Below are 24,060 nucleotides of genomic sequence, written 5' to 3'. Positions count from 1 at the left end.
CTTCGCTTTTTGACTGATCGTACTGCGTCGTTGCGTCAGCACGTCCGGTGACGCACACGAGCATCGTCATGACCGCCGCGCTTGAAACCCTGCGACATGCAGCCTCGATCACGCTGCCGCCCCTGCCGATGGGCTGGCAGGTCGTGACCTATGCCGCGCTGGCCGATGGCTCGCTCGCCATTCTCGGCACGGATGTCGATCTGCGCGCAGAGCATCGCCGTGGCTCGGATGGGGCGCCGGGCGCAGGCGATCCCTTCCGTCTTGCCCGCCGCGCCACGGCGCGGCTCTGGACCTTCGACGGACATGCGCTCGCGGAAGGGCCGACATTCCCGATGGCATCGCCCTCTCTTCGCGTCGATCGTTTTCCCGATGGCCGCTGGCTTGTTGTCCGCACGCGTTCTGACGTTGACTGCGGCGAGCGCATCTTCGCACCTGGTGGCGCGATCCTGGGCTCGGTTTATCTGGGTGATGGCATCGAGCACCTGAAGATCGATGACGACGGACGGATCTGGGTCGGCTGGTGTGATGAAGGCGTGTTCGGAAACAGCAGCTGGCAGATTCCCGGCAGAGATGCGCCGCCCAGCGCCGCTGGCGTCGCCTGTTTCGACGAGCAAGGGGGTCTGCTCCACCAAGCCGAGCAGACCGAGCCGCTGATCGCCGACTGCTACGCGCTCAACGTGGCAGGCACCGCGGCCTGGGCATGCACTTATATGTCGTTTCCCATCACCGCTCTGGGCTCCGGACCGCAGCGGCGCTGGGCGACATCTCTGGCCGGCGTCAGAGCTATTGCCGTGGCCGGCGACCATGTTCTCGCGGCAGGCGGTTATGGGGAAGAAGACAATCGGCTGACGCTCCTCAAGCTCAATGGGGAGGGCGAGGAGGCAGGGACGCTATGCGAAGGTCGACTCCCATTCTTCCCCGAAAAACGATATCCAGACGTCCACCCCTACCTCGACGGACGCCGCGACCTCCTGCATCTCGTCGATGGCGGCATCTGGCACCGCTGGTCCGTGCAGGACTTCCTGACGGCCTGAGCTCATTCCGCAAGTGCGCCGCGCACTGCTTTGGCCACCTGCCGCGCACTGCGCGCAAGTACCTTCGGCGCGTCCTGACCGCTTCCGTTCACGGTAATGGACACCCGGACCTCCCGGCCGCCCTACGCACCGGCGCCCGGCAATATCTGCCCGCTATTTGTCGGCAGGAAAATCTCGGGTCCGCGCTCTCCCACGAGATAGGCCTGCCCCGGCCCCACCGGCCCGCCAGTCATCCGCCCCGGCAGACCGAGCGACCCAAATATCGTCGCGACGATGCCGCCGAGCCCATTTCCACCCGGCTTCCCGCCGAGAATAGTGTCCAGGCCGTTGCGCACGGCTGATTGCGCGATCTGCGACATGATCGACATCGCAATTCGCCCAAGATCCTCGAACCCGAACCGCCCCGTTCTCACTACCCGCAATAACTCCTGCTCGATCGTGCGGCTCACCCGCTTTGCTTCGATTTGCAGCGCTTCCAGCTCAATACGGGCTTCCTCGGTCTCTTTTGGCCTCTCGGTCGGGGCGAATAAGTTCATGTCTTGCATCATCGGGGTGCAGCTCCATCAATCTGTTGAAAGCCTCGCGATCGAGCGCATCGCCCGACATGCCCGGCAAGTCGCGCCAAGCGCCCAGTGCATCAGCGAGCCCGTCGGGCGTTGCGCGCCAGAACTCATCCGGCCGCCAGCTGAGCAAAAACCCGGCCTGTCCGGCCAGACGGCGCGCCGCTCGCGCGAAGCTCATTGTCCGGCCGCGAGCGCCTGACGCAGGATCATACGCAGTGCCGGCAGCGCCGTACCAATCCCCTGCGTCACCAGTGCCTCGCCCAGGTCCGCCCGCGGCATATCGTCGGGCCGGTCGGCAAGACAATGCCACACCAGCGCCTCGATTTCGGCCAATGTCAGCCGCCCTTCGGCCGCCCGCTCGACCAGCGCCAGCAAAGACCCGACCTCGCTCTCTGTCGCGACCAGTGCCGCGAAGCTCGGCCGCACCAGCATCGCGCGCCCATTGACGGCAATCTCCGCCTCGCCGCGTGCGACGTTCGCGAGCCCCGTCACAGCGCACTCACCGCGCCGCTGCTCTCCAGTGACAATGTGTAGGTCCGCTCACCGTTATAATCTCCGGCATAGTCAAGCCGCGTCACGAGGAACTTGCCCCGCAACTTCTCGCCGCTTTCGAAGCTCAGCTCATAAATAATCGTCGATCGCGGCGCTCAGCGCATGATCACGCAGCCGCACTTCGGCCGCGGACCCGGTAAAGATTCCAGCTCCCGATACGCTCACCGAACGCACCCCCGCGTCCGGCAGCAATTGCCGCCAGCCGCCGCTGTCCTTGCTCGTGATGTTGACCGTCTCGCCATTCACCGAAACCAGCGTCGTTCGCATGCCCGCAATGGTCGCGTAGGCCGCCGGTGCCCCGCCATTGCCAATCTTCAGGAGGAACGCACTGCCCTTTTCCACAGCCATGAATCGATCCTTTCAAATTCTCGAAGTTGATCTTCGGTGACGTCGGTGACGGGCTAGGAGAGCCGCGCCATCCGCACCGCATAGTCTATGCTCGCCCGCCACTCGGTCCGGCTCCGCACGATCCGCGAGCGCTCGAACCGCAGACTGGTGAGACGCCAGTCGCCGAGCGCGCTGTCGATTCCGGTCAGCGCATCATCGACGCGCGTCAGAATATCGGCCACGCGCCCGAGTTCGTCCCCGCGCAGGACCAGCAACAATGTCTGGCGCAAGGCGAGTCCATCAACGCCCCGCGCACCCCAGCCGCTCGCCATCGCATCCCCCAGCATCAACCAGGGCGCGCTCGCCTTGACCGGTTCGCCATCGCTCACCTGATTGACCATTGCCATGAGCGCCGCATCACCACGCAACGCGCTGAGGATCGCGCCGCGCACAGCCAGCTCGCCGCTCATGACAGCGCCATCCTTCGCCAGGGACGCAGCAGCGCTGCGACGGAGACTGGCATGTCCATCTCGAGGCCCTCGCGCCGGGCATGAAGTTCGCCTGCAAGCCGCAAGATGCCATGCTGGATCGCATCGGATACGCCGCCATCATCGTCCGCCGTCCCCGCGGCATAAGTCACGCGGACCCGACCCGCCGATCCGGGATTGAGTATCCGCAGCCAGCCGGTGCCGCCTGCGTCGATATCGATTGCATAACTTTCGACCGGCAACGCGAACTCGGCGCCTTCCGCCGGTATGCCGACCAGCCCGGTGACGCTGCGCACCGGCCGGACCGCCAGCTTCTGCCAGCCGCTCCTCGCGCTCAACACTTCGTCGATCGCACGGATAATGACGAGGCCACCGATGAATCGTTCGATCGCCTCGCTCGCTGTCCGGATAAGATCGACCAGCGTTTCGTCTTCTTCGCCGAGACCGATCTTGAGATAGGCCTTGAAGTCGTCGAGTGGCACCGCGAGCGGTCCGCCCTTCGCAATGGTGACGGTCATGGGGGAACCTTTCGCGCTGAAGGAAAAAGACGAGATGGAGAGGGGTTTCTGCCCCTCTCCATTGCCGCTCAGCTTGCCGCGAACTTCATGAGCTTGATTGCTTCGCTGTTCGTCACCGCTCCGCCGATCCGCTTGACGGCATAGAAGTGGACGAACGGCTTGTTGCTGTATGGATCGCGCAGAATGCTGGTGTCGTTGCGCTCAGCGATGACGTAGCCATGGGCGAAATTGCCGAAGGCGATCGACAGGCTGTCCGCCGCGACATCGGGCATGTCCTCCGCCTCGATCACCGGATAGCCGAGCAAAGTCGCCGGCTGCCCCACCACCATGGCCGGCTGCCAGAGGAAAGCGCCGTCCGTCGTCTTGAACTTGCGGATGCGCGCCAGGGTCGCCGAGTTCATCACGAAGGACGCGCCTTGCCGATAGGGTGCGCGCAGCGCCTGAACGAGGTCGATCAGCTTGTCCTGGGGGTTGGATGCCGGGAAGCCACCGGCCTGACCGGAGGCGACATATTGCAGCGACCCGAATGCGCGCGCCGCGTCACTTTCGTTGGTGGTCGTATAAGTGAGAAAGCCCTTGGGCTTGTTCGTGCCGTTGCCGTTGACGAACGCGGCCCCCTCGGCTCGCGCGAACTCCTGCGCGATCTCGCCGGCGAGCCAGCCTTCAACGTCGAACTGGGCATCGTCCAGCATCGCCTGACTGGCGGAAGGATTGGCGTAAAGCTCCCCGCTCGGCGGGGCGATTTCCTGGTAGGTCGGCGTGCCGGTTTCCGGTCGCGTCCCCGTTTCCGAGGCCCAGCCCGACACGACGCCACCGGTCGTCACCAGCTTGCGATAGCCCGCGCTTCCCGTGCGCACGACGTTGGCGATGCCGCGGATCGGCGACATCGATTTGAGCGCCATCTCGATCATCTGGTCGATCTCGCGCGGCACGGCATAGCCACCCGAAGCGCCCGTCGCACCGCTGAAGCTCTTGAGCTCCACGCCCGCTTCGACCCCGCGGCGCAGATAGCGCTCGGTGAACGCCGCGCGCGCGGGATCCACCTCACCGCCCTTCGCGCCGTCGAGTGGCGGCCGCCCCACACGCTCGGCCTGTATCTTCAGCGCATCGTCGAGCGCATCCATCCGGGCTTCGATGCCCGCCACGCGGTCCGCCTGCAGGATCGCGTCAAAGCTCTCCTCCAGCGCATTGGCTTTCACTTCCAGCATAGTCACGTCTCCTGCAGTCAAAAAGAAAAAGGGGCCGGAAGGCCCCTCCATGCTCATCGAAATCGGATGGACTCACTCCACCCCATGCACCCGCGCCAGCGTCTGCATGGGGTGCGTCACCAGGCTCACCTCGACGAGATCGAGCGCGTCGAGCCGCCGCGGTCGCTCGCCCTGAGCGCTCAACACCCGATAGCCAAAGGACAGCCCGTCAATCCGCCCGTCCTTGAGCAGCGCGGCTGCCTGCCGTGCCACCGCGCTCTGCCCGCCGATCTCGCCGATGACGCGCAGCCCCCGTTCGTCCTCACCCGCCATCTGGATCCGCCCGATCGGTTGATCGGCGCGATGCTGCCACAGCAAGGGCAGCCCCTCCCCGCCCCGCCGCGACAGGCTCGCCGCAAAAGCACCTGGCGAGATGATGTCGCCGCCGATATCGATCCGGTCGAAAATCGCGGCATAGCCGGCAAAGCGTACTGGCCGCGTTCCCAGTTCGCTCATGATGCCTGCGTCTCCAGCCCAAGCCCCAGCATCGCACGCTTCTCGTCGGTCGAGAGAAATTCGGCCGATGCCACGCGATCCCAGAGCATCATGCGGTCCTCGACCAAAGCTGGCAGCTTGTTCAGATCCACGGAGAGCAGCAATCCGGGCACGAAACCGCGCAGGCCCTGAGCCAGCCCGCCGAGTATCTTGTCGGCGAGAGGCAACACCGTCTGCCGCCAGAGCGCCTTGTTGGCCTCGCGATAGTTGGAATAGGTGCCGTCGCCCGGCAGGCCGATCAGCACCGGCGGCACACCGAATGCTAACGCAATGTCGCGTGCCGCCGCCGCCTTCAGTTCGACGAAATCCATGTCCGCCGGCGACAGGCTCATCGATTGCCAGTGCAGCCCGCCTTCGAGCAGCATCGGCCGCCCCGCATTGCCCCGCCCCTGAAAACTGGCTTCCAGCTCGGCCTTCAATCTGTCGAACTGATCGGATGAGAGCACGCTCCCGTCCTTGGGTTCATAGACCAGCGCCCCGGACGGTCGCGCCGCATTGTCGAGCAGTGCCTTGTTCCAGCTCGTCGCCGCATTGTGGATCGCCACCGCTCCGGCGGCTGCACCGAGGCAGCCCAATCCGTAATGATCGTCGGCCGGATTCAGCGCCTTGAGATGGATGATCGCCGTCCGCCCCGCCGCGTCCTCGCTCGCATAGCGCACCTCGCTCTCGTCCGCCCGATATCGATAGGCGATGGGCCAGCCCTGTGCGTCCCCTTCGATGCTCACCCGATCCGGTCGCAGCGCATAGAGGTTCGCCGGCTTGCCGTCCGGATCGTGGCTGATCTGCACATAAGCGTTGCCATGCAACAGGATGTGACTGGCCAGTGTTTCGATCACATTCTGTCCAGCCGCGCGACGCTGGATGAGGCGCAGCGTCGCCAGCGCATCTTCCGTTTCATCGCTCGTCGCAACCAGCGCCGCGCTGCCTGCCGCCTCGCTCACCAGCCGCATCGCCCGCTGCGCCACCGGATTGGCCAGGACCGCCGCCTTCAATTGCACCTCATAGCTCTGCGGCCAATCGCTGGCGCCGATCCAGCCCAGCCCGATCCAGGCGCGTGCCAGTGGCGGCCGCGGCGTTCCAGCCGCGCCCTTGCGTCCAAACCATTTCATGTTGTTGCTCCCTAGAGCGCTCTCAAGCGCGAATGAGGCCCGTGCTGACACCGTTGATGACCGCCGGCATCCGGTCGGCCAAGCCGAACTTGTCGAAGATGCCCCGCAATACGTGTCCACCATCCCAGTCACGATGCGATGGTCGACCGCTGTTCTGGTCCGGGCGATGAGCTGCGGGGTCACCATTTCGCGCAGTGACGGAACATCCCGGACCTGACCGGTATCGGCCGCAGCGGAAGGTCGGCAGATGCGCCATGGGCAGCGGCGTCAGATTGCCGGCCTCGAAAACATGGTGATGTCGGGCGCGCACTGGGACAGCCCACGCATACGACAGTGCGGTCCGAACACGGGCAGGCCCAATCAGGCTGCGATAAGCCCCAGCCCAACTCCCTTCACAGCCGCGGAGGTTCGGTCTGAAACTTCCAGCTTTTCGTATATTCGCCGCATATAGGTGTCGACGGTCCCCGGCGAAATCGCGAGGATCTCCGCGATCACATTGTTGCTCTTGCCGCGCGCCACCCAGTCGAGAATTTCCTTCTCCCGCGTCGAGAGCTGGCGATCGCGCGTCACCTCGTCGGCAAACAGCGCGCATATGCGCAGATGAGCGGCCTGCGCGGCGAAATGCAGCAGTGCCATGTGACTCGGGCTCGCATCGGTGTGCGGCGTCATTCTGCTTACGCCAACGACGGCATTGCGGTTGTTGGGCCCGTAGCAAGGCATCGAGAAGCCGTCGGAAAAATTGATTTCCCGCAATGCGCGCAGAAAATCACGTTCTTCGGATGTCAACTCGGTGTTGCGCCACATGTCGGTCCAGCGCACCGGCATGCCCGCTGCCAGCGCAGCGCGCGGCACGATGTCGAGCCGCTGGAAATCGAGCGAAAGATAGAGCTCGATCTCTTCCTTGGAGAAACCATGTTGGAGTGGGATCGTGGCGGGAAGATTCGTACCCGTCCGCACCCAGTAGTAGCTCAAGCCATCGAAACCATGCCGGCTGAAGTAGCGGGTCATCTGCCGCCACAAGAGCGGCAACGTCGACGCGTCCGCTATCTTCCTCAGTATGTCATCCACCCCGGAAGCCTCCGCAGGGCTCTTCCCACTCGATCATGGTCCGCCTATCCGCCTGCAAAAGCAAGCGATTCGGGCGCAACGTTAAGAAGCTGAGTTATAACATTTTTCTAAGCACTGTGCATCCGCGCGTTGCTGAAGGCGCATAAACTATTCATCAAGCATCGCAGCCCATGCCCGCGCTTCGTCGGCAAGAAACCAGACGCCGTTGAGGATTGCGGTTGACCAGCATACCGAGAAGGCCAATGCGCGCCATACCGACGTTATTCCGATCACCTTGCTCGATCAACCGGATGCTATGCCTGCGGCGACTCGTACTGCGATCTTGCACTTTTCTAACCAAACAGCGTGACACTGTCAATCATTATTTTGCCAAATAGGTTTTTCTCACGTCATTTCATATTCATGTCGTTAAAATCGGGATAGCGCATAAACTGGTAGTTTTCCGTGGCGGTCAGGGGATTCATGCCAGGCGACCGACCGCCGTCCCAATAATAGCTGTGCGCCCTTTTGTCGCTCCACACCCGCCGGCTGTTCCGCTCGTCAACGAAGCGGCTGTAGCGCCAATAAGCCTCCTCCTTCACCTCGATGGTTTCCTTGCGCTCGAGGATTAGTTTCTCGATGCATTGCAGCGCATAGAGGGTGGTCAGCTCATGATAGGCCGCGACCTGCAGGCCGCCATTGGTATTGGGGCCATAGATCGACCAGAGATTGGGGAAACCCGGCATCATGCAACCCAGATAGGCGCGCGCGCCGTCGACCGCCCAGAGCTGATCGATCGTGAGACCATTCCGGCCGGTGATCTTCATCGGATAGAGATAGTCGTTGGCCTTGAATCCTGTCGCATAGACGATGACGTCCACATCATGCTGCTTGCCTGCGCCATCGACGATGCCCGCCGTGTTGATCCGCTCCGCACCGCTCGTCACCAGTTCGACATTGTCGAGCTGCAACGCGTCGAGGATGCAATCATCACTATCCACCAGCACGATCCGCGCCGACCAGACCGGGTGCTTGGGCGTCATGATCTCGACGAGACTCTTGTCGCCCAGCATGCGGTCGCCAAGCTTCTTCTCAAGAAATTCGACCGATCGATCACGCAACGCTTTGTTGGCCGCGCTGACGCTGTAGGGATCGTCGAAATCCGGATCGATCTCGGTCACCTTGCTGAAGAAATCGCCGATGCGATACGCATGGCGCAGCCGCATGAAATTGGTGTGGTACGGCATGTTGCGGTCGAGCCATTTCAGCCCATCCGGCACCTCGGCCAGATAGCCCGGCATCGGCATCAGCCATTGCGGTGTGCGCTGGAAGACGCTGATGTGCGCCGCTTCCTTGGCCAGCTCAGGCACCATCTGATAGCCCGTGCAGCCCGTCCCGACGACCGCGACGCGCTTATCTGCAAGGTCCGCTCCTTCGGGCCAATGCACCGTATGCCAGCTCGGACCGCCGAACGTTTCCATCCCCTCGATCTGCGGGATATTGGGCCTGTTGAGGAATCCCACCGACGTGATCACTGCATTCGAGCGATGCGTCTCCTTGCCGTTCGGACCGATCGCCTCGATCTCCCACATGGACGCCTGCTCGTCCCAGGTGAGCGCTGTCACTTCCGTGTTGAAGATGATCTCGTCGCGCAGCCCGAACTCGTCGGCGACCCAATCGAAATAGGCCTGGTTCCGTTCCTGCGGCGCATAATTATAGGGGCAGGGGAAATCGACGCCGAACAGATGCGAATAGGTCCGGCTCGATCCGTCCACGCGCGCGCCCGGATAGCGGTTTTCATACCATGTGCCGCCAACGCCATTATTCTTCTCGAAGATCATATAGTTGATTCCCGCCCGCTTCAGCTGCAACGCGGCGTTGAGTCCGCCCATGCCGGTCCCGATGACCGTCACCGAAAAGGCTCCCAGCCGCTTGGAATCCGGCGTGGATTGCCACTGGAGCGAACGCGCCCAGGGATCGAGTGCAAGCTCCTCGGTCGCCATGGCGAGATCCTCCTCCGGAATTCTGCCGGCGAGCACCAGTTCCATGCTGTCGCGGACATGCTTCGGCGCGCCAAAGCCGATCGGGCCCGCGCCACCGTCACGATAGGCTTTGAGGAAATCGGCAGCCTTGCGGCGGATCATCGCGACCTCCTCGTCGCTCGCCGGAACGATCGCGTCCATCTGCCCATAAGCGACGGTCTTGGTCGCCATGGTCTTGAGCTCGGGGTCACCGGTCAGCAGATAGACGAGGCCGCGCAACACCATCGGATCGCCATAGGTAACCGCGTCGTCGATCGTCGCGTCGCTCGCCGCCAACAGATCCGTCCGCGCCTCCTTTTGGGCTCCCGTCTCGACCATCTTCGTCGCCATCCTCAACCTGCCCCTTTTCTCCATCACCATATCAAGTTAACATGATAATCAATTCCGGAGCAACAGGCAGGCGGCAAGTCGTCACAATCCGCCCAAACCATGGGAGAGCAGCATGGCCTTCACCCTCTACGCAGCGACAATTCCCGCTTATCTGCAGATTCTGGGCTCGATGTCAGGCCTGATCGACAAGGCCGAGGCGCATTGCCGCGATCAGGGTCTTACCGCCGATACCCTGCTGGGTGCACGTCTCGCCGACGATATGCATCCCTTCGCCTATCAGGTGAAATCGACGGTCGTCCATTCGCTCGGCGCGATCGAAGGCGTGCGCAAAGGCAGTTTCTCACCCGACACCTCGCCTCTCCCGACCGACTTCGACACGTTGCGTGATCGCGTGGCCGGTGCCGTCAAAGCCCTCCAGGCGATCGACCCCGCCGAGATCGACGGTTTTATCGGCCGCGACATGTGCTTCGAGTTCGGTAGCTTCCGAATGGACTTCACCGCAGAGGACTTCCTCCTCTCCTTCTCTCAACCCAATTTCTATTTCCACGCGACTACGGCCTATGCGATTCTTCGCATGAAAGGCGTGGAGGTGGGCAAGCGCGATTTCATGGGCCAGACGCGGCGCAAGCCCTGAGGAAAGATCGCGAATCTCGGGCGGAGGGATTGCCTCTCCCTGACGCGTCAGGCCGTCACCCGCCGATAGCGAAAATACCAGACCTCGTGGCCCTTGCGCCGTGCCTTGGCTTCATAGCGGGTTTCCGGCCAGCCGCCCGGACGCTTGAGAAAATCGGATGACTGGCTCGCCAACCATTCGAAATCCGCCCGCTCCCGCATCTGCATCAGCGCCCAGCGCAGATAGACCGGATGATCGGTCCCGAAGCGGAACTCGCCGCCGGGTTTCAGCTTGGCGGCGATCATGTCGATCGGACCGGGATTCATCATCCGCCGCTTGGCATGGCGCGCCTTGGGCCAGGGATCGGGATGCAGCAGATAGACGAAGCTTAGCGTGCCGTCCGGCACGCGCGCCAGTACTTCCAGCGCATTGCCCATGTGCAGACGCACATTCGCCAGATGCAGGTCGCGCACATGCAGCAGCGCACCGACGACGCCATTGAGGAACGGCTCGCAGCCGATGAAGCCATGATCGGGCAGCATGTCGGCGCGATGGGCGAGATGCTCGCCGGAACCGAAACCGATCTCGAAATGCAGCGGCCGATCCTCGCCGAACAGCCGGCGCGCCGTGATTTCGCCTTCGTCGGGCACGCTGATCGCCGGCAGCAGTGTGTCGACCAACTCCTGCTGCCCCATGCGCAGCTTGTGGCCGGACTGGCGCCCGTAAAGACGATTGAGCGTAGTCGGGTCGCCGGATTTATGCGCGGTCATGCCCGGCCGCCTAGCGCAGGACAACGCAAATGGAAATGGCCCGGCTGAGCGCCCGTCACGATGCCATCATTCGCACGAGCGATTGGCAGGCCGGGGACGGAGCTTCATGATGATTGAGCCAAAGGCGCTCGGGCACGATGCGGCGCTTGCAAAGTGCGGACTGCCATTCGGCAAGAGCCAGCCGGTCGCTAGGCGGTGTGACCTTTGGGCAATCCAGACCGGCCGGGCCGGGCAACATGGTTTGCCAGGAACGACCGCTCGAAACTGTCCACGCAGCTGGAAGCGAAGCAGGGTAATCGAGCCGCATGCCGTATTCGCCCTGGATCGCCAGGCGCCGCACGATCAAACAGGCACAAGAAACCGCAGCGATCCGGACCAGGGTTCGGACCGCTGCGGCGGGGACGTAGGCTCGCTTTCACTAAAATTCCTTGCGCACCGTGAGCATCCATTCGCGCGGCTCGGCCACACGGGTCTGATCATCGAACGAACCGGAAAGAACCTGATAGTGGTAAAATTTGTTCGCCAGGTTGGTAACAGCCAGCGTAGCCGACCAATCCTTCGTCGGTGTCTTATAGACGATCTGCGCGTTCCAGATCGAATAGGGATTGATTACCACGTTAGGCAGCGGCGCACGCGTGCTGGATGCCTGATCGTATGTCTGCCTCGACTGCCAGGTCCAGTCCAGTCGAGGGGTGAACGTGCCGACGCCGGGGTCAATATCGTAGCTAATATCGGCGTGCATGTTCCATTCGGGCTGACGCAGGTTGCCCGGGTAGAGATAACCCGGCTGCCCCGGCGCGGCGCTCGACTTGAAGTGGTTGTAACCACCCGAGAAATCGATGTTCAGCGGCGGGATCGGCCGCGCCGTGATTTCCCACTCGACGCCCTTGATCTTCGCGGGGATGCCCACATTGTAGCCGTAGCGGGTCGGCACGGGATTGCCCGGATAGATCTTGCACGCCTCCACGGCGGCCGGATCGGTATACAGGACGTTGAAGAAGGTGGCCTGTCCCGTGCCAGGCTCGTTGAGGCACTGGCTGCCGGTCGCGCCGGTCGAGAGCTTCTGATAGTCGAGGTAGAAAGCCGTCAGGTTGGCGCGCAGGCGGCGATCGAACATGTCCGCCTTGAGACCAAGCTCATAGCTGACCAGCGCTTCGTCCGAGGTCGGCGCCACCTGCCGCGCATTGGCGACGATCGTGGTGAGGCCCGGCGGACGCGAGCCGCTCGCCGCGTTCGCATACACCATCACGCGGTCGCTGATCTTGAAGTCGGTCGAGATCAGCCAGTCCCACCGGTTCTGCACGCCGTGGCGCGGATCGACAAGCTGGACGCCGGCATTCGGATTGTCGATGGTGATCGCGATATCCGTGTGCGAATAGCGGCCGCCGCCGGAAACGCGCCACCGGTCGGTGATGTCATAGTCAAGATGGGCGAAGGCCGAACTCGACTTGTTGAGACCGCGCACCGAGCTGAGCTGCTGGATGTTGAGGTAGCTCACCAGATTGTTCTGATAGCCGATGGTGCGGACGGTGAAGCCGCCGAGAACCCACTGCAGCTTGTCGTCGAACAGCTTGCCGTCGAACCGAAGCTCGCCCGAGCCCATCTCGTCAAGATTGATGAAGTGGCTGATCGCCCCGGCCAGCGGCGTCTGGTCGCCTTCCTGCGTATATTCGTTGCTATACTTGGTGTAGGCCCCGATGAGGGTCATGTTGATCTTGTCCGTGATCCCCCATTCCAGCTTGCCGGACACAAGCGTGTGCTTGGCCTTCTTGCCCTGCGGGAAGCAGAAGCCTTCCGAGAAGTTGGACGGGAACGTCGTGGGCGGCGCGCCGGGAACGACGCTGGGAAGCGCCGCGGACAGATCAATGTCGGGACGGCAGTTCGTGGCATAGGTATCGTAGACGCCGCCGTTGCGCAGTGGCGGTCGGAAGCGATTGTCGATGATGATGCCATATCGGTTGTAAACGGACAGATTGTAGAATTGGGCAAGGGCCGAGCCCGTGCAGGGCTGCGGACCATAGCCGTTGGGCAGGCCCGGCGCCTTGCCAATGCAGCTGCTGTTGTAGGTCAGCGCGACTTCGGGCGTTTCCTCGAGATTGTCGTTGCGGCGGCTCGCCGTGATCAGCAGCTTGACGTTGTCGGTGGGCTTCCACTGGATCTTGACCTGCCCATACATCTTGTCGCCGCCGCCCAGATGGCCGATGACGCAGCCCTGCTTGGCGAGATCGGGCTGATAGGAGGGCAAGGTACCGGCCAGCTGCGGCGTGCCGAGTTTCGCCATCATGCACGGGAAGTCGAGACGGTTGACGAAGCCGGTCTGCCGCTCGAAGTGCGCCAGGCCGCGCACCGCCAGGGTGCTGGTCAGGCCGACGTCGATCGCGGCCGCCGCGTCGACATGGTCGAACGAACCATAGCCAAGGCTGGCGAAACCCGATCCGTCGCCCTTGGGGTCCTGCGTGAACAGCTTGATCGAGCCGCCAAGCGAAGCGTTGCCCGAGAGGGTGCTCTGCGGCCCGCGGTTGACCTCCACGCGCACCACGTCGGTGAAGTCCAGATCAGAGCCTGCGACGGTCGAATGATAGACGTCGTCGGTGTAGATTGCGACGGCCGGCGGAATCGCGATGCTCTGCACCGCGCCGGCGCCCTGTGACACGCCGCGCAGCGAAATCGTCGGCGCGCTTGCCGACTGGGAGTCGGCCGGGCTGGTAAACAGATTGGGAACGACGGCGCCGAGCGTGGCCGTGCCGGTCACGTTCGCGGCAACCAGCTGGTCGTTGGTCTTCGCGGTGATCGCGATCGGCGTGTCCTGGATATTCTCGGCGACATAGCGCGCGGTGACGACGATGTCCTGAATGCCGCCTTCCTGCGGCTCCTGCGCTGTTCTCTGCTGATCCGGCGCTGGCCCGCCCTGCGCAAGCGCAACCTGCGGCAGCAGGGCCAAGCCTGCAATGGCGCTGCCGGCAAGCAGCCGCCAGCCAAGACACAGTTTTCCCTTTGGTGACATGGTTATCTCCTCTCCCGCGCCAGTGCTCCAACCCTATTTTGTCAGGAAGGTAACAATGTGGCGCTTCTTCATCACACCGATAACATGTTAACTATATACCCTGAAAACCACATGTCAATTGACTAGCATTTTCGCGCCTTTTGACCTGATTATCCGGCCCTTGCGCGATCATGTGTCCGTGAGCCGACATCGAGGCAGCCCGGCGTGATTCAGGGCGGAGCATCACGATTTTGACGTTTCGCAGAGATCATAAGGCGCCTGGACACCCCTGGTGCCACTTTGGTCATGATGCCCCGATTGGGTCGCGGAGCTCTCGAGGGAGGCGCTCCGACGATCACTAAACAATACTTATTGTGATAAGTATATGTTGAACTTCCGTGTGACGGAAACGCTGAATTTCCGAATGATTTATCGACAAGTGAAACAGTGTATCGAAAGTTTTGCGTGCCCGAATGCCTGCCTCCGAGGGGCAGCAAGCGGCAAGACGTTTATAGGATCGTGAGCAGGTTTCTGCAGCCCGATGCCTTTCCAGCGGGTGAAGGCCGCAAGGCCGCCGCTGTCGGGCACCGACCTTGCTAAACGGAAGATCGAGGCCGCCATTCCGGGTGATCCTCGCTCCCGGAAATCCCTGAAATGTCACCAGGGCTTAGCGCGCCGGCGCTTCATATCGCGGCATCGGGAGGATCAGGCCGAGCAGAGGCAGGACCAACATGCCGACTCCTGAGGCCAGCAGCGCGGCCGCGACGCCATTTCCTTGTGCGAAATGACCCCATAGCCAGCTGCCGAGCGCGATGCCGCCGAATGTCAGGCTGCTCACCATTGCGGTGATCCGGCCGACGAGCGGACGGGGCGACCATAATTGCCCGGCGACGGAGAAACCGGACAACGCCTGGACCCAGCCCGCGCCGCTGGCAACCAGCAGCAGGAGCATGACCGGCAGCCCCGGTCGCAACGCAACGCCGATGCACCCGGCACCGTAGATGAGCCCGGCGGTGCGGACGATCGTCTCGCTGGCGAACCGGGCGCGAAACCAGGTGCTGCTCGCTGCGCCGACGACCGCGCCCAGTCCGAGCGCGCCAAGCAGCAGGCCGAACGTGACGGAATTTTGGCCGAGCAGATCGCTGGCCACGAGCGGCATCAGCGCCCAAGCGGCGCTGCCCGTGGTTGTGAAGGTGACCGCGCGCACCATGATGGTGCGCACTTCCGGCGAGCGGCGCGCGAAGTGGAACCCTTCCGCGATCGCGGATAGAAATGCCGGTCGCGTCTGCGGCGGGGAAACATGCTGCCAGCGCCAAAGCACCGCAATAACGGCAAAATAGCTCAAGGCGTTCGCCACAAACGCCGCTTTCGCGCCGCCCATAGCCACAATCGCACCGCCGACGGCGGGCCCGAGACTGCGGGCGACATTGAAGGCGAGGATGTTGAGCGCCACGGCTGCGGCGAGTTCGGTACGAGGTACGATGCTGCCGATCGACGCGGCCAGCGCGGGATTGAAGCAGGCCACCCCGCAAGCAAGAAGTGCCGTGAGACCGACGACGACCGTGGGAGCCACGATGCCGGCGAAGCTGAGGACAGCCAGCAGGAGCGATAACATCAGCATGGCGACCTGGACGATCAGCATGATCGCGCGGCGGTCGAACATGTCGGCCCATGCACCGGCCGGGAGAGCGAGAAGCATGATCGGCAAATTGGTGGCGCTTTGAACGAGCGCCACGACATCGGCAGGCTGGCCGGTCGCGGTCATCTGCCACGCCGCCCCAACCGATTGGATCGCATTGCCGAAATTAGACAACAGGCTGCCAAGCAGGATCAGCAGGAAGGGCCGATAACGCAGCGGAGAGAGAGTGGAGCCACTCATCGATTGAACATCCTCCCGCTTGCGTCGCGCATCGTCGCGTTGAGCCTCCTTGGCGGAGAGCATCGGCGGGTGCAAGGCGGCTTCCCCCTCCGTTTGGGTCTTTCCGCAGGCCGGATCGGCCGGTTGCTGCAGGCTGTGACACGCACATGGATATTCGTGAATGGGCATGACGGCCGGGGATGATCACGCTAGCATCGGCGCTGGAAGAGGAGGCCGATCAATGGACGAACAAGTCCCGATCCTGATCGTCGGCGGAAGTCTTGTGGGGCTGACGATGTCGGCTCTGCTTGGCCATCACGGCGTCCCGAACATCGTCGTCGAGCGGCACAGGGGAACCGCGATTCATCCCCGTGCCGCAGCCTTCCATCAGCGCACCATGGAGATTTTTCGCTCCATCGGCCTGCAGGAGGAGGTCGAAGAGGCTGCGGAACGGGAATTTGTGCAGAATGGCGCGATCCTGTCGGTTGACACGCTCGGCGGCAGGGAACTTGCCTGCTTCTACCGGTCGGTCAATGAGGGTGTGGAACAGCTGAGCCCGACAAGCAGGCTGTTTATAACACAGATTGGCCTGGAGCCGATCTTGCGTCGCCGCGCCGCTGAGCTTGGCGCCGACTTGCGCTACGGGACGGAGCTGACCAGCTTTACGCAGGACGCTGACGGGATCGTGGCGACGGTCAAAGCGCGTGACGATGGCGCCGAACGCATCATTCGCGCCAAGTATCTGATTGCTGCCGATGGCGCGCATAGCGCTGTGCGCCGCGCGCTCGGCATCCCGATGGAAGGGCGTGGCGCCTTCGCCCAGTGCGCCACCATCTATTTCAAGGCCGACGTCCGCGCCCTTTTGCGCGGTCGTAATCTGAGCGTTGTCTATGTGAATCAGCCGGACCTGCTGGCGTTTTTCCGCTTCGCGATAACGGCCGATGCCGGTTTTCTCGCTGTGTTCGCGACGTTCGACGATCAGGGGCGCCGGAGCACGGAACTGGAGGGGGAGCTGTCGCCTGCCCGTTACGCGGCAATGGTGCGCGACGCGCTCGGCGTGCCGGACGAGTTCCCGGTCGAGATCGACAATGTGCAGCGCTGGACGGCGACCGCCGCGACCGCCTCGTCCTTCCGTGACGGCCATGTTTTCCTCGCGGGCGACGCGGCGCATCTCATGCCGCCGACGGGCGGTTTTGGCGGTAACACGGGCGTTGCCGACGCGCATAATCTTGCCTGGAAGCTCGCCATGGTTCTGGACGGCCGCGCGGCCGTTTCGCTCCTCGATAGCTACGAAGCGGAACGCCGACCGGTCGCGGCGCTTACCGTCGAGCAAGCCTATCGGCGCTATGTCGAACGCGTCGATTCCACCTTGCCTGCGACCAACCTCGCCGCAAACATATCCGATACGGCGATCGAACTGGGCTCCTGGTATCATTCCGGCGCAGTGTGCGAGGGCGACGCTGGCGATGACCTGACCGAAAACCCGGAGAATCCAAGTGGTGCGCCCGGGACACGGTTGCCCCATGTCTGGCTGCATCGCAACGGGTTGCGCATATCGACGCTGGATCTGGTCGGGCGGGATTTCATGTTGCTCGCGGCTCCTCAGGCTGAGGCCTGGATCGACGCAGCGAAGCAGGTCGAAGCCATCGACATGCATAGGATCACCGAGCCTGCCGTTGCCGACATGCTGGGCATCGCGTCCCAGGGAGCGTTGCTGATCCGGCCCGATGGCGTGGTTGCGTGGCGAACGGACCACCCATTGCCGGACCCCGGAGCGACGCTCAAGCATGCGCTCGAGCAATTGGGAAGGGATTTGCGCCAGGGTCGATGACCGAGACGTTCGCCAGCGAGGTCATGGCGGTAGCCGAAATATGAGCCTGACCGACGAGCTCCCTGCCGGCCATCCCCGGGTATCGCGGCTCTATGGCGATGCGATGTCGAGTGCGCTCGAACCGAAAATTGCCGCTAGATCGCCCCGTTTCCTCAAGAGATCGGCCAGCGTGTAGCGATCGAGCACGGCCATGAAGGAAGGCGCGGCATTTGTCCCCATCCTTCGTCGACATGGCGGACATTCATTTTCATCGATCGGCGGTGACGATCGGATGGCTCATCCGTAGATCATCGACCAGATGCTCGATCATCGCGATTTCCGAGCTGGTGCCCGTCGGATGAATCGCCCAGTTGCAATGAGCATGTGTCTTGAGGCTGTAGATCTGAACCGGCCCTATCAGCTTGCGCCAGCCATGCTTGGTTCCGCCATGCTCGCGAAGCAGCCGCGCAACGAGCACATCGGTGAGCTGAGCTTGCATCATGCAGGATCGACCTCGTTGACCAGTAATCCGGAGCGCCGAGATAGGCCTCAAGCTCACGCCAATGAAGCCTCGGCCGGGTCCGCTCCCGGCAAGCGACACTGTCTGGTGCGGTCGAGAAGACTCGAACTTCCACGGGCTTTCGCCCACAACGACCTCAACGTTGCGCGTCTACCAGTTCCGCCACGACCGCACATCAGGAAGGGAAGGACCGGGCGGCCCTTCAGGTAGGCGGCGGCCATTAGCAAAGCGGTCGATGCGATGCAACCACCGTTCACCACTGTTTTTCGAGAGGGCGGCTGGACCGGTTTTTGGCGACCTTGGGCTTGACTTGACGGGCCGGTCTGACCCAACGCGGCGACCCGTATAAGGAGCGGCACGTGACAGTCATGAGCGCGCAACGCGAAGACGGTCTCCTGCCCGAGGCGCGGCGCATCGCGCGGTTGGCGTGGCCGATCGTCCTCACCAATCTCAACTGGACGATCATGCACCTGATCGACGTCACCGTGGTCGGCTATGCCGGCACCGGCGAGCTTGGTGCGCTGGCCGCCGGGCGCGTGGTGATGTTCGTCATCCTCATGCTGTTGCTCAGCGGCATGTCCGGCGTGCTGGTCTTCGCCAGCCGGGCGGACGGCGCGAGCGACCTGCCGCGCACCGGCGCGCTGTGGCGCGAGGCAGTGCTGACCGGGCTGCTGCTCGGCATACCGAGCGCGCTCGTCATCGGCCTCGCTTCCACCTCCCTGCTCGGCCTCACCGGCGTCGCGCCGGAGCTGGTCGCGCCGGGCGCGCTGGTGCTCACCGCCTTCATGCTCGGCCTGCCGGGGCAGATGCTCTCCATTGCCTGCGGCTTCTTCCTGGAGGGCGTGAGCAGGCCGCAGCGGGTGCTGGCGGTCAATCTCGGGACGCTGCCCCTCAATGCCCTGCTCGCCTGGGCGCTGACGCTCGGTCATCTCGGCGCGCCGGAGCTGGGAGCGGTCGGCGCTGCGATCGCCACCTCGATCAGCAGCACCGTCGGCGGCCTCGCCATGGCATTGATGGCCTGGACCTTGCCGAGCGCCGGTCCGCGCCAGCTCCGCCGCCTCGACCTCGCGGCGTGGCGCGATGCCCTGGGCGGCATCCCGGCTATCGTTTCCTTCGGCATCATGCCCGGCTTCGGCGCGGCGATGGAAGTGCTGGGCTTCTCCTTCCTGATGATCCTCTCCACTCGCATGGGCGAGGTGATCGCCGGCGGCTTCCAGGTCATGCTCTCGCTGCACAATATCGGCTTCGCACTGGCGCTCGGCCTCGGCTCGGCGGCTGGCGTGCGCGTCGGCAATGCCGTCGGCGCGGGCGAGCCGTGGATGGCGCGCAGTCGCACGCTGATCGCCTGCGGGCTCTCGATGCTGATCATGGGCGCCGTGGTGCTGGTCTATCTGCTCTTCGCCGGGCCGATCGTTCGCGGCCTCACCGCCGATGCGGCAGTGGCGCACGAGGCGATCGTGATGGTGATGATCCTGGCGCCGTTCATCCTGTTCGACGGGCTGCAGGCGATCTTCGTCTCGGCCTTGCGCTCATTGGGCGATCAGGTCGTGGCGGGCACCAACGGCATCATAGCCTTCTTCGGCATTCTCAGCCTCGCCGGCTGGGCGGCCTATGCCTGGCACTGGGGATCTGCGGGTCTCGCCATCGCCTCGGCGCTCGGCATGGTCGCGGCCTTCGCGCTGCAGGGCGGCCGCTTCTGGTGGGTCAGCTCGCGCTATCGACGAACCTGAGCTCGAGGTTGCGGGCATTCTTCGGAATGTCGAGCCGGCTCTCGGAAACGCGCGCTTCCTCATTGGGCTTCAGGCGTGACTTGTCCGCCTTGGTCATCCAGCTGAACACCAGCCGCCCCTGATCGTCGCGCAGCTCGACCACGACGGGCGGCACGGTCAGCTCATGATCGCTATCGTTGAGGATGCGCGCGCTGAACGCGAAATATTCCTCGCCGGTGGGAAGGTTTCGCCGCTCGGGCGGCTTGGGCAGGTAGAAATTGAGCCCCGCCTCCTGATTGCGCGCGCCGATGCCGAGATTGACCGCCCAGTTGGGCGACCCGAAGTAAACGAGCGCGCCACCGGCGGCGCTGACCACCAGGGAGAAGACCACCGCCGCGATCGTCCAGAGCTTGGCCGGATTGCGGCGCGCACGCACGGGCGGTTCATAATTGTCGTCGGGATAATGGATGAATTCTTCGGCTGGTGCGGGCGGCGCGGCCACGGCAGGCGCGGGTTCGACGGGATCATGACGGGGCACAGTCTGCCCGGTGGCGACGGTCTCCGGCGTTTCCGCATGCTCGAACGGCTCGGGCCGCATCGTTTCAGTGACCGGCGGCGATGGCGGGGACGCGACGGGCGCTTCGGCCGTCGGGCCGCTTTGCGTCGCCGGGGCTGCCTGCGCGAGCACGGGCTCGGGACGCTGCATTTCCACGCCGTCCTGGAACCAGCTGTGGCGGCAGGCCGCGCAACGGACCTGCCGGCCGGTCGGACCTATGGCACTGTCCGGGACGACGTAACGCGTGGCGCATTGCGGGCAGATGAGGATCATTGGCGCCCCATAAACACCGCTTTGTGCGCAAGAGCAAGACAGCGTTTACCAACTCGGTGGCGGAAGCCGATCCTGCGGTGCGCTTCGCCTTGCCCGAGGCGGGAGGCTGTGCCATTCACGGGCGCAACGACCTTGCAGGCGCGCAGCCAAGCGCCCTCACAACCGGGAAACGCACGGCCGCGATGGCAACGATTGTCCAGTTCGAGAATGTCGGGCTGCGCTACGGCCCCGGCCCGGAAACGCTGTCGGACCTGACGTTTTCGCTGGACGAGGGCGCCTTCTATTTCCTCACCGGGGCGTCGGGCGCGGGCAAAACCTCGCTACTGAAGCTGCTCTACCTCGCGCAGCGGCCGAGCCGGGGTGCGATCCGACTGTTCGATGCCGATATCGTCACTTTGCCCCGCGCGCGCCTGCCCGGCTTCCGGCGCCGCATCGGCGTGGTGTTCCAGGATTTCCGGCTGGTGCCGCACTTGTCCGCTTTCGACAATATCGCGCTGCCGCTGCGCATCGCCGGCGTCACGGACGATCAGCTCCGCCCGCCAGTCGAGGAAATGCTGCACTGGGTCGGCCTCACCGATCGCGCCAACGCGCTGCCCGCGACGCTCTCGGGCGGCGAGCAGCAGCGCGTCGCCATTGCCCGCGCGGTCATCGGCCGACCCGAGCTGCTCGTGGCCGACGAGCCGACCGGCAACGTCGATCAGGAGATGGCGACGCGGCTCATCACCTTGTTCGAGGCGCTCAACAAGCTCGGCACGACCATCGTGGTCGCGACCCACGATTTCAATCTGCTCGGCAAGGTCGCGGACGGTCAGATGCTGCGCCTTGAAAAAGGCCGTCTCGCCGATCCGACGGGAGGTTTGCGCTATCCGCCACGTCACGGCGGAGCGGGCTGAGCGTGGCGCGCGAACCCACACAAACGGCGCCCCGGCCCTACACGCCCGGCTCGCTGCTGCCGCAGGGGCGGATCACCGGGCCGATGCCCTGGGTGATCGCGATCATGATGTTCCTGACCGTGCTGGCCACGGCGGCAGGCCTTGCGCTCGATCATGCCGCGCGGAGCCTCAGCGCGGACGTCTCCGACCGTGTCACCATCCAGATCGCCGAGGCGGACGCCGAGCTGCGTGGCCGGGCCGTGCGCCGCATCGTCACCCTGCTTGGCGAGACCGAAGGCGTCGGCAATATCGCGATCGTGCCCGAGGAAGAGCTCTCCGCCCAGCTCGCGCCCTGGCTGGGCAGCGATATGAAGATCAACGACATTCCCCTGCCCGCCCTGGTCGACGCCGATCTCGCCGTGCCGCAGGAGCGGCGCGACGAACGCATCGCCGCGCTCGACAAGGCGGTAAAGACGATCAATCCCCAGGCGAAGGTCGAGCCCCATGCGACCTATCTCGCCCCCCTCGCCAGGCTGGTCGGCGCGATCGGCCTGCTCTCCTTCGGCGTCGTCGCGCTGATGGCGATCGCCACCGGCGCCGTCGTCGTCCTGGCGGCGCGCGGCGCGCATGCCACGCATCGCGGCACGATCGACATCATGCACATGCTCGGTGCCACAGACACGCAGGTCGTGCGCCTGTTCCAGGAGCGCATGACGCTCGACGCCTTGTTCGGCGCCGTAGTCGGCTTTCTCGCCGCCGTGATCATCATCATGCTGGTCGGCCGGTCGATGACCGCCATCGCCTCCGATCTCGTGCAGAGCGCCTCGCTGCCGCTGGCCGCCTGGATCCTGCTGCCACTGCTGCCGCTGCTCGGAGTGGCGGTCGCCTTTCTCTCCGCCCGCTTCACCTTGCAGCGGGCCTTGAGGCGTTCGCTATGATCCGGCGGCTGCTCGCTCTCCTCGTCATCCTCTGGGCGCTCGGCTTCGCCTGGTTCGCCTTGCTGTTGCCGCAGCCGCATGGCGACGAGAAGACCGACGCCATCGTCGTGCTCACCGGCTCGGCCGGCCGTGTCGACCGGGGCGTGGCGCTGCTGCGCCGCCAGCAAGCCGAGCAGATGCTGGTTTCGGGCGTGGACCATGACGTGAAGCCCCGGGAATTCGCGGCCGCCTATGGCGTGCCCAAGGACCTCATGAAATGCTGCATCACCCTCGGGCGCGAGGCGATCGACACGCGCTCCAACGCGATCGAGACCAGCCGCTGGCTCGCGCGGCGGCATTATAAGTCCGTGCGGATCATCACGGCCGACTGGCACATGCGCCGCGCCCGGTACGAGCTCTCGCGCCAGCTTGAGGAGCCGGTGACGATCATCCCCGATGCGGTCCGCTCCGCCCCGAGCCTCACTGTGCTGCTGCGCGAATATCACAAATATCTGCTGCGCCGCCTTGCCGGCCTGATCGGCATCTGACGGAGCCGAACCATGCCGCCGCTATCGCCTCTGGGCACCATCATCACCATTATCCGCTCGGCGTTCTTCGCGCTGATTTTCTATGGCTTTACGGTGCTCCTGCTGATGGTTGCCGTCGTCGCCACGCTGTTCGGCGTGCGCGGCGTCGCGCCGGTCGCGACATGCTGGTCACGCGTGCACCGGTTTCTCGCGCGCTGGCTGCTCGGCCAGCGCATCGTCGTCGAGGGCATCCTTCCCCAGGGGGCCCAGTTCATCGTCTGCAAACATGAGTCCATGTTCGAGACTCTGGATGCCCTCTGCCTCTTCGATCGCCCGATCATCGCCGCCAAGCGCGAACTCGCCGACATTCCGGTTTGGGGGTTTATCGCGCGTGCCTACGGCCTGATCATCGTCGATCGGGAAGGCGGCGCCCAGGCCCTGCGCGGCATCCGCGCCGGCGCGCGCGCGGCGTTCGCGGCCGGCCGCTCGGTCATCATCTATCCGGAAGGGACGCGCGTGCCGCACGGCGAAATGCCCCCGCTGAAATCGGGTTTCGCCGGCATCTATGCCCTGCTCGACTGCCCGGTCATCCCCATGGCAGTCGACAGCGGACGCGTCTCGCCCCGCAACAGCTTCCTCAAACGCGCCGGCACGATCACATACCGGATCGGCGAGACGATCCCCGCCGGCCTGCCCCGCGCCGAAGCCGAGCGTCAGGTGCTGGTCGCGATCAATGCGCTCAATCGCCGCGACGCCGGCCTGTAGGACAAGCCGTTCCGATCCGTAGGCGAGCCGTTCAGCGCAAACCGACTCGGTCTGGCCCGAAATCGATTCGGCTCGCCGTTCGTTCATTGTCGTTTCATCCTTGGATGCGGATAGACCTGATCGACAATGGGTCGC

23 protein-coding genes, 1 tRNA gene and 1 pseudogene are annotated in these 24,060 nt (G+C 64.1%); 8 read left to right on the top strand and 17 right to left on the bottom strand.

Annotation, left to right across the window (positions count from 1 at the left end):
- The first annotated feature begins 68 nt into the window (after positions 1-68).
- Positions 69-1,034: a hypothetical protein gene (locus KK488_RS07875; RefSeq protein ID WP_214622595.1), complete on the top strand. Its 966-nt coding sequence runs from the start codon at positions 69-71 to the stop codon at positions 1,032-1,034.
- Between the two features lie 122 nt (positions 1,035-1,156).
- Here the strand turns inward: KK488_RS07875 and KK488_RS07870 are convergent, their stop codons facing one another.
- The 11 genes and pseudogenes from KK488_RS07870 to KK488_RS07820 form a co-directional block, all read right to left on the bottom strand.
- On the bottom strand, positions 1,157-1,582 hold the full coding sequence (locus KK488_RS07870; RefSeq protein ID WP_214622594.1) for a hypothetical protein: 426 nt from the start codon (positions 1,580-1,582) through the stop codon (positions 1,157-1,159).
- Entirely contained in the window at positions 1,515-1,775 is a 261-nt protein-coding gene (locus KK488_RS07865) for a phage tail assembly chaperone (RefSeq protein ID WP_214622593.1), read from the bottom strand. Before KK488_RS07865 ends, KK488_RS07870 begins: the two co-directional genes overlap by 68 nt.
- Positions 1,772-2,089, bottom strand: a complete 318-nt coding sequence (locus tag KK488_RS07860; protein ID WP_214622592.1) for a gene transfer agent family protein — start codon at positions 2,087-2,089, stop codon at positions 1,772-1,774. Before KK488_RS07860 ends, KK488_RS07865 begins: the two co-directional genes overlap by 4 nt.
- Positions 2,086-2,497: pseudogene (locus tag KK488_RS07855) on the bottom strand (phage tail tube protein). Before KK488_RS07855 ends, KK488_RS07860 begins: the two are co-directional and overlap by 4 nt.
- A gap of 53 nt (positions 2,498-2,550) precedes the next feature.
- Positions 2,551-2,946 (bottom strand): DUF3168 domain-containing protein, encoded by a 396-nt coding sequence (locus KK488_RS07850; protein WP_214622591.1) that lies wholly within the window; start codon positions 2,944-2,946, stop codon positions 2,551-2,553.
- The gene (locus KK488_RS07845; protein ID WP_214622590.1) at positions 2,943-3,482 is read right to left on the bottom strand and encodes a head-tail connector protein; all 540 of its coding nucleotides are present in this window, start codon (positions 3,480-3,482) and stop codon (positions 2,943-2,945) included. Before KK488_RS07845 ends, KK488_RS07850 begins: the two co-directional genes overlap by 4 nt.
- 68 nt (positions 3,483-3,550) lie before the next feature.
- Complete coding sequence (locus KK488_RS07840) at positions 3,551-4,690, bottom strand: phage major capsid protein (RefSeq protein WP_214622589.1); 1,140 nt, start codon at positions 4,688-4,690, stop codon at positions 3,551-3,553.
- 72 nt (positions 4,691-4,762) lie between these two features.
- Complete coding sequence (locus tag KK488_RS07835) at positions 4,763-5,185, bottom strand: HK97 family phage prohead protease (RefSeq protein ID WP_214622588.1); 423 nt, start codon at positions 5,183-5,185, stop codon at positions 4,763-4,765.
- Entirely contained in the window at positions 5,182-6,333 is a 1,152-nt protein-coding gene (locus KK488_RS07830) for a phage portal protein (protein ID WP_214622587.1), read from the bottom strand. Before KK488_RS07830 ends, KK488_RS07835 begins: the two co-directional genes overlap by 4 nt.
- A gap of 360 nt (positions 6,334-6,693) precedes the next feature.
- Positions 6,694-7,341: a helix-turn-helix transcriptional regulator gene (locus KK488_RS07825; RefSeq protein ID WP_214622586.1), complete on the bottom strand. Its 648-nt coding sequence runs from the start codon at positions 7,339-7,341 to the stop codon at positions 6,694-6,696.
- 449 nt (positions 7,342-7,790) lie between these two features.
- The gene (locus KK488_RS07820; RefSeq protein ID WP_250890169.1) at positions 7,791-9,752 is read right to left on the bottom strand and encodes a flavin-containing monooxygenase; all 1,962 of its coding nucleotides are present in this window, start codon (positions 9,750-9,752) and stop codon (positions 7,791-7,793) included.
- Positions 9,753-9,864: 112 nt separating this feature from the next.
- On the opposite strand from KK488_RS07820, the gene KK488_RS07815 reads away from it, so the two are divergent.
- A complete protein-coding gene (locus tag KK488_RS07815) occupies positions 9,865-10,386 on the top strand; it encodes a DUF1993 domain-containing protein (protein ID WP_214622585.1) in 522 nt (173 codons plus the stop codon).
- A 47-nt stretch (positions 10,387-10,433) separates the two neighbouring features.
- On the opposite strand, the gene trmB is transcribed toward KK488_RS07815, so the two are convergent.
- The 3 genes from trmB to KK488_RS07800 all read right to left on the bottom strand — a co-directional run bounded on the left by trmB (position 10,434) and on the right by KK488_RS07800 (position 15,997).
- On the bottom strand, positions 10,434-11,135 hold the full coding sequence (gene trmB, locus KK488_RS07810) for a tRNA (guanosine(46)-N7)-methyltransferase TrmB (RefSeq protein ID WP_214622584.1): 702 nt from the start codon (positions 11,133-11,135) through the stop codon (positions 10,434-10,436).
- Positions 11,136-11,553: 418 nt separating this feature from the next.
- On the bottom strand, positions 11,554-14,139 hold the full coding sequence (locus KK488_RS07805) for a TonB-dependent receptor (protein WP_214622583.1): 2,586 nt from the start codon (positions 14,137-14,139) through the stop codon (positions 11,554-11,556).
- Positions 14,140-14,785: 646 nt separating this feature from the next.
- The gene (locus KK488_RS07800; RefSeq protein ID WP_214622582.1) at positions 14,786-15,997 is read right to left on the bottom strand and encodes an MFS transporter; all 1,212 of its coding nucleotides are present in this window, start codon (positions 15,995-15,997) and stop codon (positions 14,786-14,788) included.
- Between the two features lie 220 nt (positions 15,998-16,217).
- Here KK488_RS07800 and KK488_RS07795 point away from each other — a divergent pair, with 220 nt between their 5' ends.
- Positions 16,218-17,807: an FAD-dependent monooxygenase gene (locus KK488_RS07795; RefSeq protein ID WP_214622581.1), complete on the top strand. Its 1,590-nt coding sequence runs from the start codon at positions 16,218-16,220 to the stop codon at positions 17,805-17,807.
- Between the two features lie 247 nt (positions 17,808-18,054).
- On the opposite strand, the gene KK488_RS07790 is transcribed toward KK488_RS07795, so the two are convergent.
- Both KK488_RS07790 and KK488_RS07785 read right to left on the bottom strand, forming a co-directional pair.
- Positions 18,055-18,288, bottom strand: a complete 234-nt coding sequence (locus KK488_RS07790; RefSeq protein ID WP_214622580.1) for a hypothetical protein — start codon at positions 18,286-18,288, stop codon at positions 18,055-18,057.
- Between the two features lie 103 nt (positions 18,289-18,391).
- Positions 18,392-18,478: transfer RNA gene (locus KK488_RS07785), tRNA-Leu, on the bottom strand.
- A 196-nt stretch (positions 18,479-18,674) separates the two neighbouring features.
- Here KK488_RS07785 and KK488_RS07780 point away from each other — a divergent pair.
- On the top strand, positions 18,675-20,036 hold the full coding sequence (locus KK488_RS07780) for an MATE family efflux transporter (protein WP_214622656.1): 1,362 nt from the start codon (positions 18,675-18,677) through the stop codon (positions 20,034-20,036).
- Here KK488_RS07780 and KK488_RS07775 read toward each other — a convergent pair.
- On the bottom strand, positions 20,011-20,844 hold the full coding sequence (locus KK488_RS07775) for a zinc-ribbon domain-containing protein (RefSeq protein ID WP_214622579.1): 834 nt from the start codon (positions 20,842-20,844) through the stop codon (positions 20,011-20,013). The two genes, KK488_RS07780 and KK488_RS07775, sit on opposite strands and share 26 nt — an antisense overlap.
- 182 nt (positions 20,845-21,026) lie before the next feature.
- Here KK488_RS07775 and ftsE point away from each other — a divergent pair, with 182 nt between their 5' ends.
- The 4 genes from ftsE to KK488_RS07755 are packed head-to-tail and all read left to right on the top strand — an operon-like array spanning position 21,027 to position 23,925.
- The gene (gene ftsE, locus KK488_RS07770; protein ID WP_214622655.1) at positions 21,027-21,737 is read left to right on the top strand and encodes a cell division ATP-binding protein FtsE; all 711 of its coding nucleotides are present in this window, start codon (positions 21,027-21,029) and stop codon (positions 21,735-21,737) included.
- Between the two features lie 2 nt (positions 21,738-21,739).
- On the top strand, positions 21,740-22,654 hold the full coding sequence (locus tag KK488_RS07765) for a cell division protein FtsX (RefSeq protein WP_214622578.1): 915 nt from the start codon (positions 21,740-21,742) through the stop codon (positions 22,652-22,654).
- The gene (locus KK488_RS07760; RefSeq protein ID WP_214622577.1) at positions 22,651-23,181 is read left to right on the top strand and encodes a YdcF family protein; all 531 of its coding nucleotides are present in this window, start codon (positions 22,651-22,653) and stop codon (positions 23,179-23,181) included. Before KK488_RS07765 ends, KK488_RS07760 begins: the two co-directional genes overlap by 4 nt.
- A 12-nt stretch (positions 23,182-23,193) precedes the next feature.
- On the top strand, positions 23,194-23,925 hold the full coding sequence (locus tag KK488_RS07755) for a lysophospholipid acyltransferase family protein (protein ID WP_250890168.1): 732 nt from the start codon (positions 23,194-23,196) through the stop codon (positions 23,923-23,925).
- Positions 23,926-24,060 lie beyond the last annotated feature (135 nt).

Origin of the sequence: Sphingobium nicotianae (assembly GCF_018603885.1) — a bacterium.
Taxonomy (GTDB): Bacteria; Pseudomonadota; Alphaproteobacteria; order Sphingomonadales; family Sphingomonadaceae; genus Sphingobium; species Sphingobium nicotianae.
Note: the sequence above shows the minus strand (reverse complement) of the source record. Positions and strands in the feature narration are given on the sequence as shown.

Bases quoted from the DNA above. Each gene is read 5' to 3' on its own strand.
- KK488_RS07790 (WP_214622580.1), bottom strand. From the start codon at position 18,288: ATGATGCAAGCTCAGCTCACCGATGTGCTCGTTGCGCGGCTGCTTCGC.
- ftsE (WP_214622655.1), top strand. From the start codon at position 21,027: ATGGCAACGATTGTCCAGTTCGAGAATGTCGGGCTGCGCTACGGCCCC.
- KK488_RS07830 (WP_214622587.1), bottom strand. From the start codon at position 6,333: ATGAAATGGTTTGGACGCAAGGGCGCGGCTGGAACGCCGCGGCCGCCA.
- KK488_RS07850 (WP_214622591.1), bottom strand. From the start codon at position 2,946: ATGAGCGGCGAGCTGGCTGTGCGCGGCGCGATCCTCAGCGCGTTGCGT.
- KK488_RS07865 (WP_214622593.1), bottom strand. From the start codon at position 1,775: ATGAGCTTCGCGCGAGCGGCGCGCCGTCTGGCCGGACAGGCCGGGTTT.
- KK488_RS07835 (WP_214622588.1), bottom strand. From the start codon at position 5,185: ATGAGCGAACTGGGAACGCGGCCAGTACGCTTTGCCGGCTATGCCGCG.
- KK488_RS07825 (WP_214622586.1), bottom strand. From the start codon at position 7,341: ATGACCCGCTACTTCAGCCGGCATGGTTTCGATGGCTTGAGCTACTAC.
- KK488_RS07815 (WP_214622585.1), top strand. From the start codon at position 9,865: ATGGCCTTCACCCTCTACGCAGCGACAATTCCCGCTTATCTGCAGATT.
- KK488_RS07870 (WP_214622594.1), bottom strand. From the start codon at position 1,582: ATGATGCAAGACATGAACTTATTCGCCCCGACCGAGAGGCCAAAAGAG.
- KK488_RS07845 (WP_214622590.1), bottom strand. From the start codon at position 3,482: ATGACCGTCACCATTGCGAAGGGCGGACCGCTCGCGGTGCCACTCGAC.
- KK488_RS07775 (WP_214622579.1), bottom strand. From the start codon at position 20,844: ATGATCCTCATCTGCCCGCAATGCGCCACGCGTTACGTCGTCCCGGAC.
- KK488_RS07805 (WP_214622583.1), bottom strand. From the start codon at position 14,139: ATGTCACCAAAGGGAAAACTGTGTCTTGGCTGGCGGCTGCTTGCCGGC.
- KK488_RS07800 (WP_214622582.1), bottom strand. From the start codon at position 15,997: ATGAGTGGCTCCACTCTCTCTCCGCTGCGTTATCGGCCCTTCCTGCTG.
- KK488_RS07755 (WP_250890168.1), top strand. From the start codon at position 23,194: ATGCCGCCGCTATCGCCTCTGGGCACCATCATCACCATTATCCGCTCG.
- KK488_RS07820 (WP_250890169.1), bottom strand. From the start codon at position 9,752: ATGGCGACGAAGATGGTCGAGACGGGAGCCCAAAAGGAGGCGCGGACG.
- KK488_RS07760 (WP_214622577.1), top strand. From the start codon at position 22,651: ATGATCCGGCGGCTGCTCGCTCTCCTCGTCATCCTCTGGGCGCTCGGC.
- KK488_RS07780 (WP_214622656.1), top strand. From the start codon at position 18,675: ATGAGCGCGCAACGCGAAGACGGTCTCCTGCCCGAGGCGCGGCGCATC.
- KK488_RS07795 (WP_214622581.1), top strand. From the start codon at position 16,218: ATGGACGAACAAGTCCCGATCCTGATCGTCGGCGGAAGTCTTGTGGGG.
- KK488_RS07875 (WP_214622595.1), top strand. From the start codon at position 69: ATGACCGCCGCGCTTGAAACCCTGCGACATGCAGCCTCGATCACGCTG.
- KK488_RS07840 (WP_214622589.1), bottom strand. From the start codon at position 4,690: ATGCTGGAAGTGAAAGCCAATGCGCTGGAGGAGAGCTTTGACGCGATC.
- trmB (WP_214622584.1), bottom strand. From the start codon at position 11,135: ATGACCGCGCATAAATCCGGCGACCCGACTACGCTCAATCGTCTTTAC.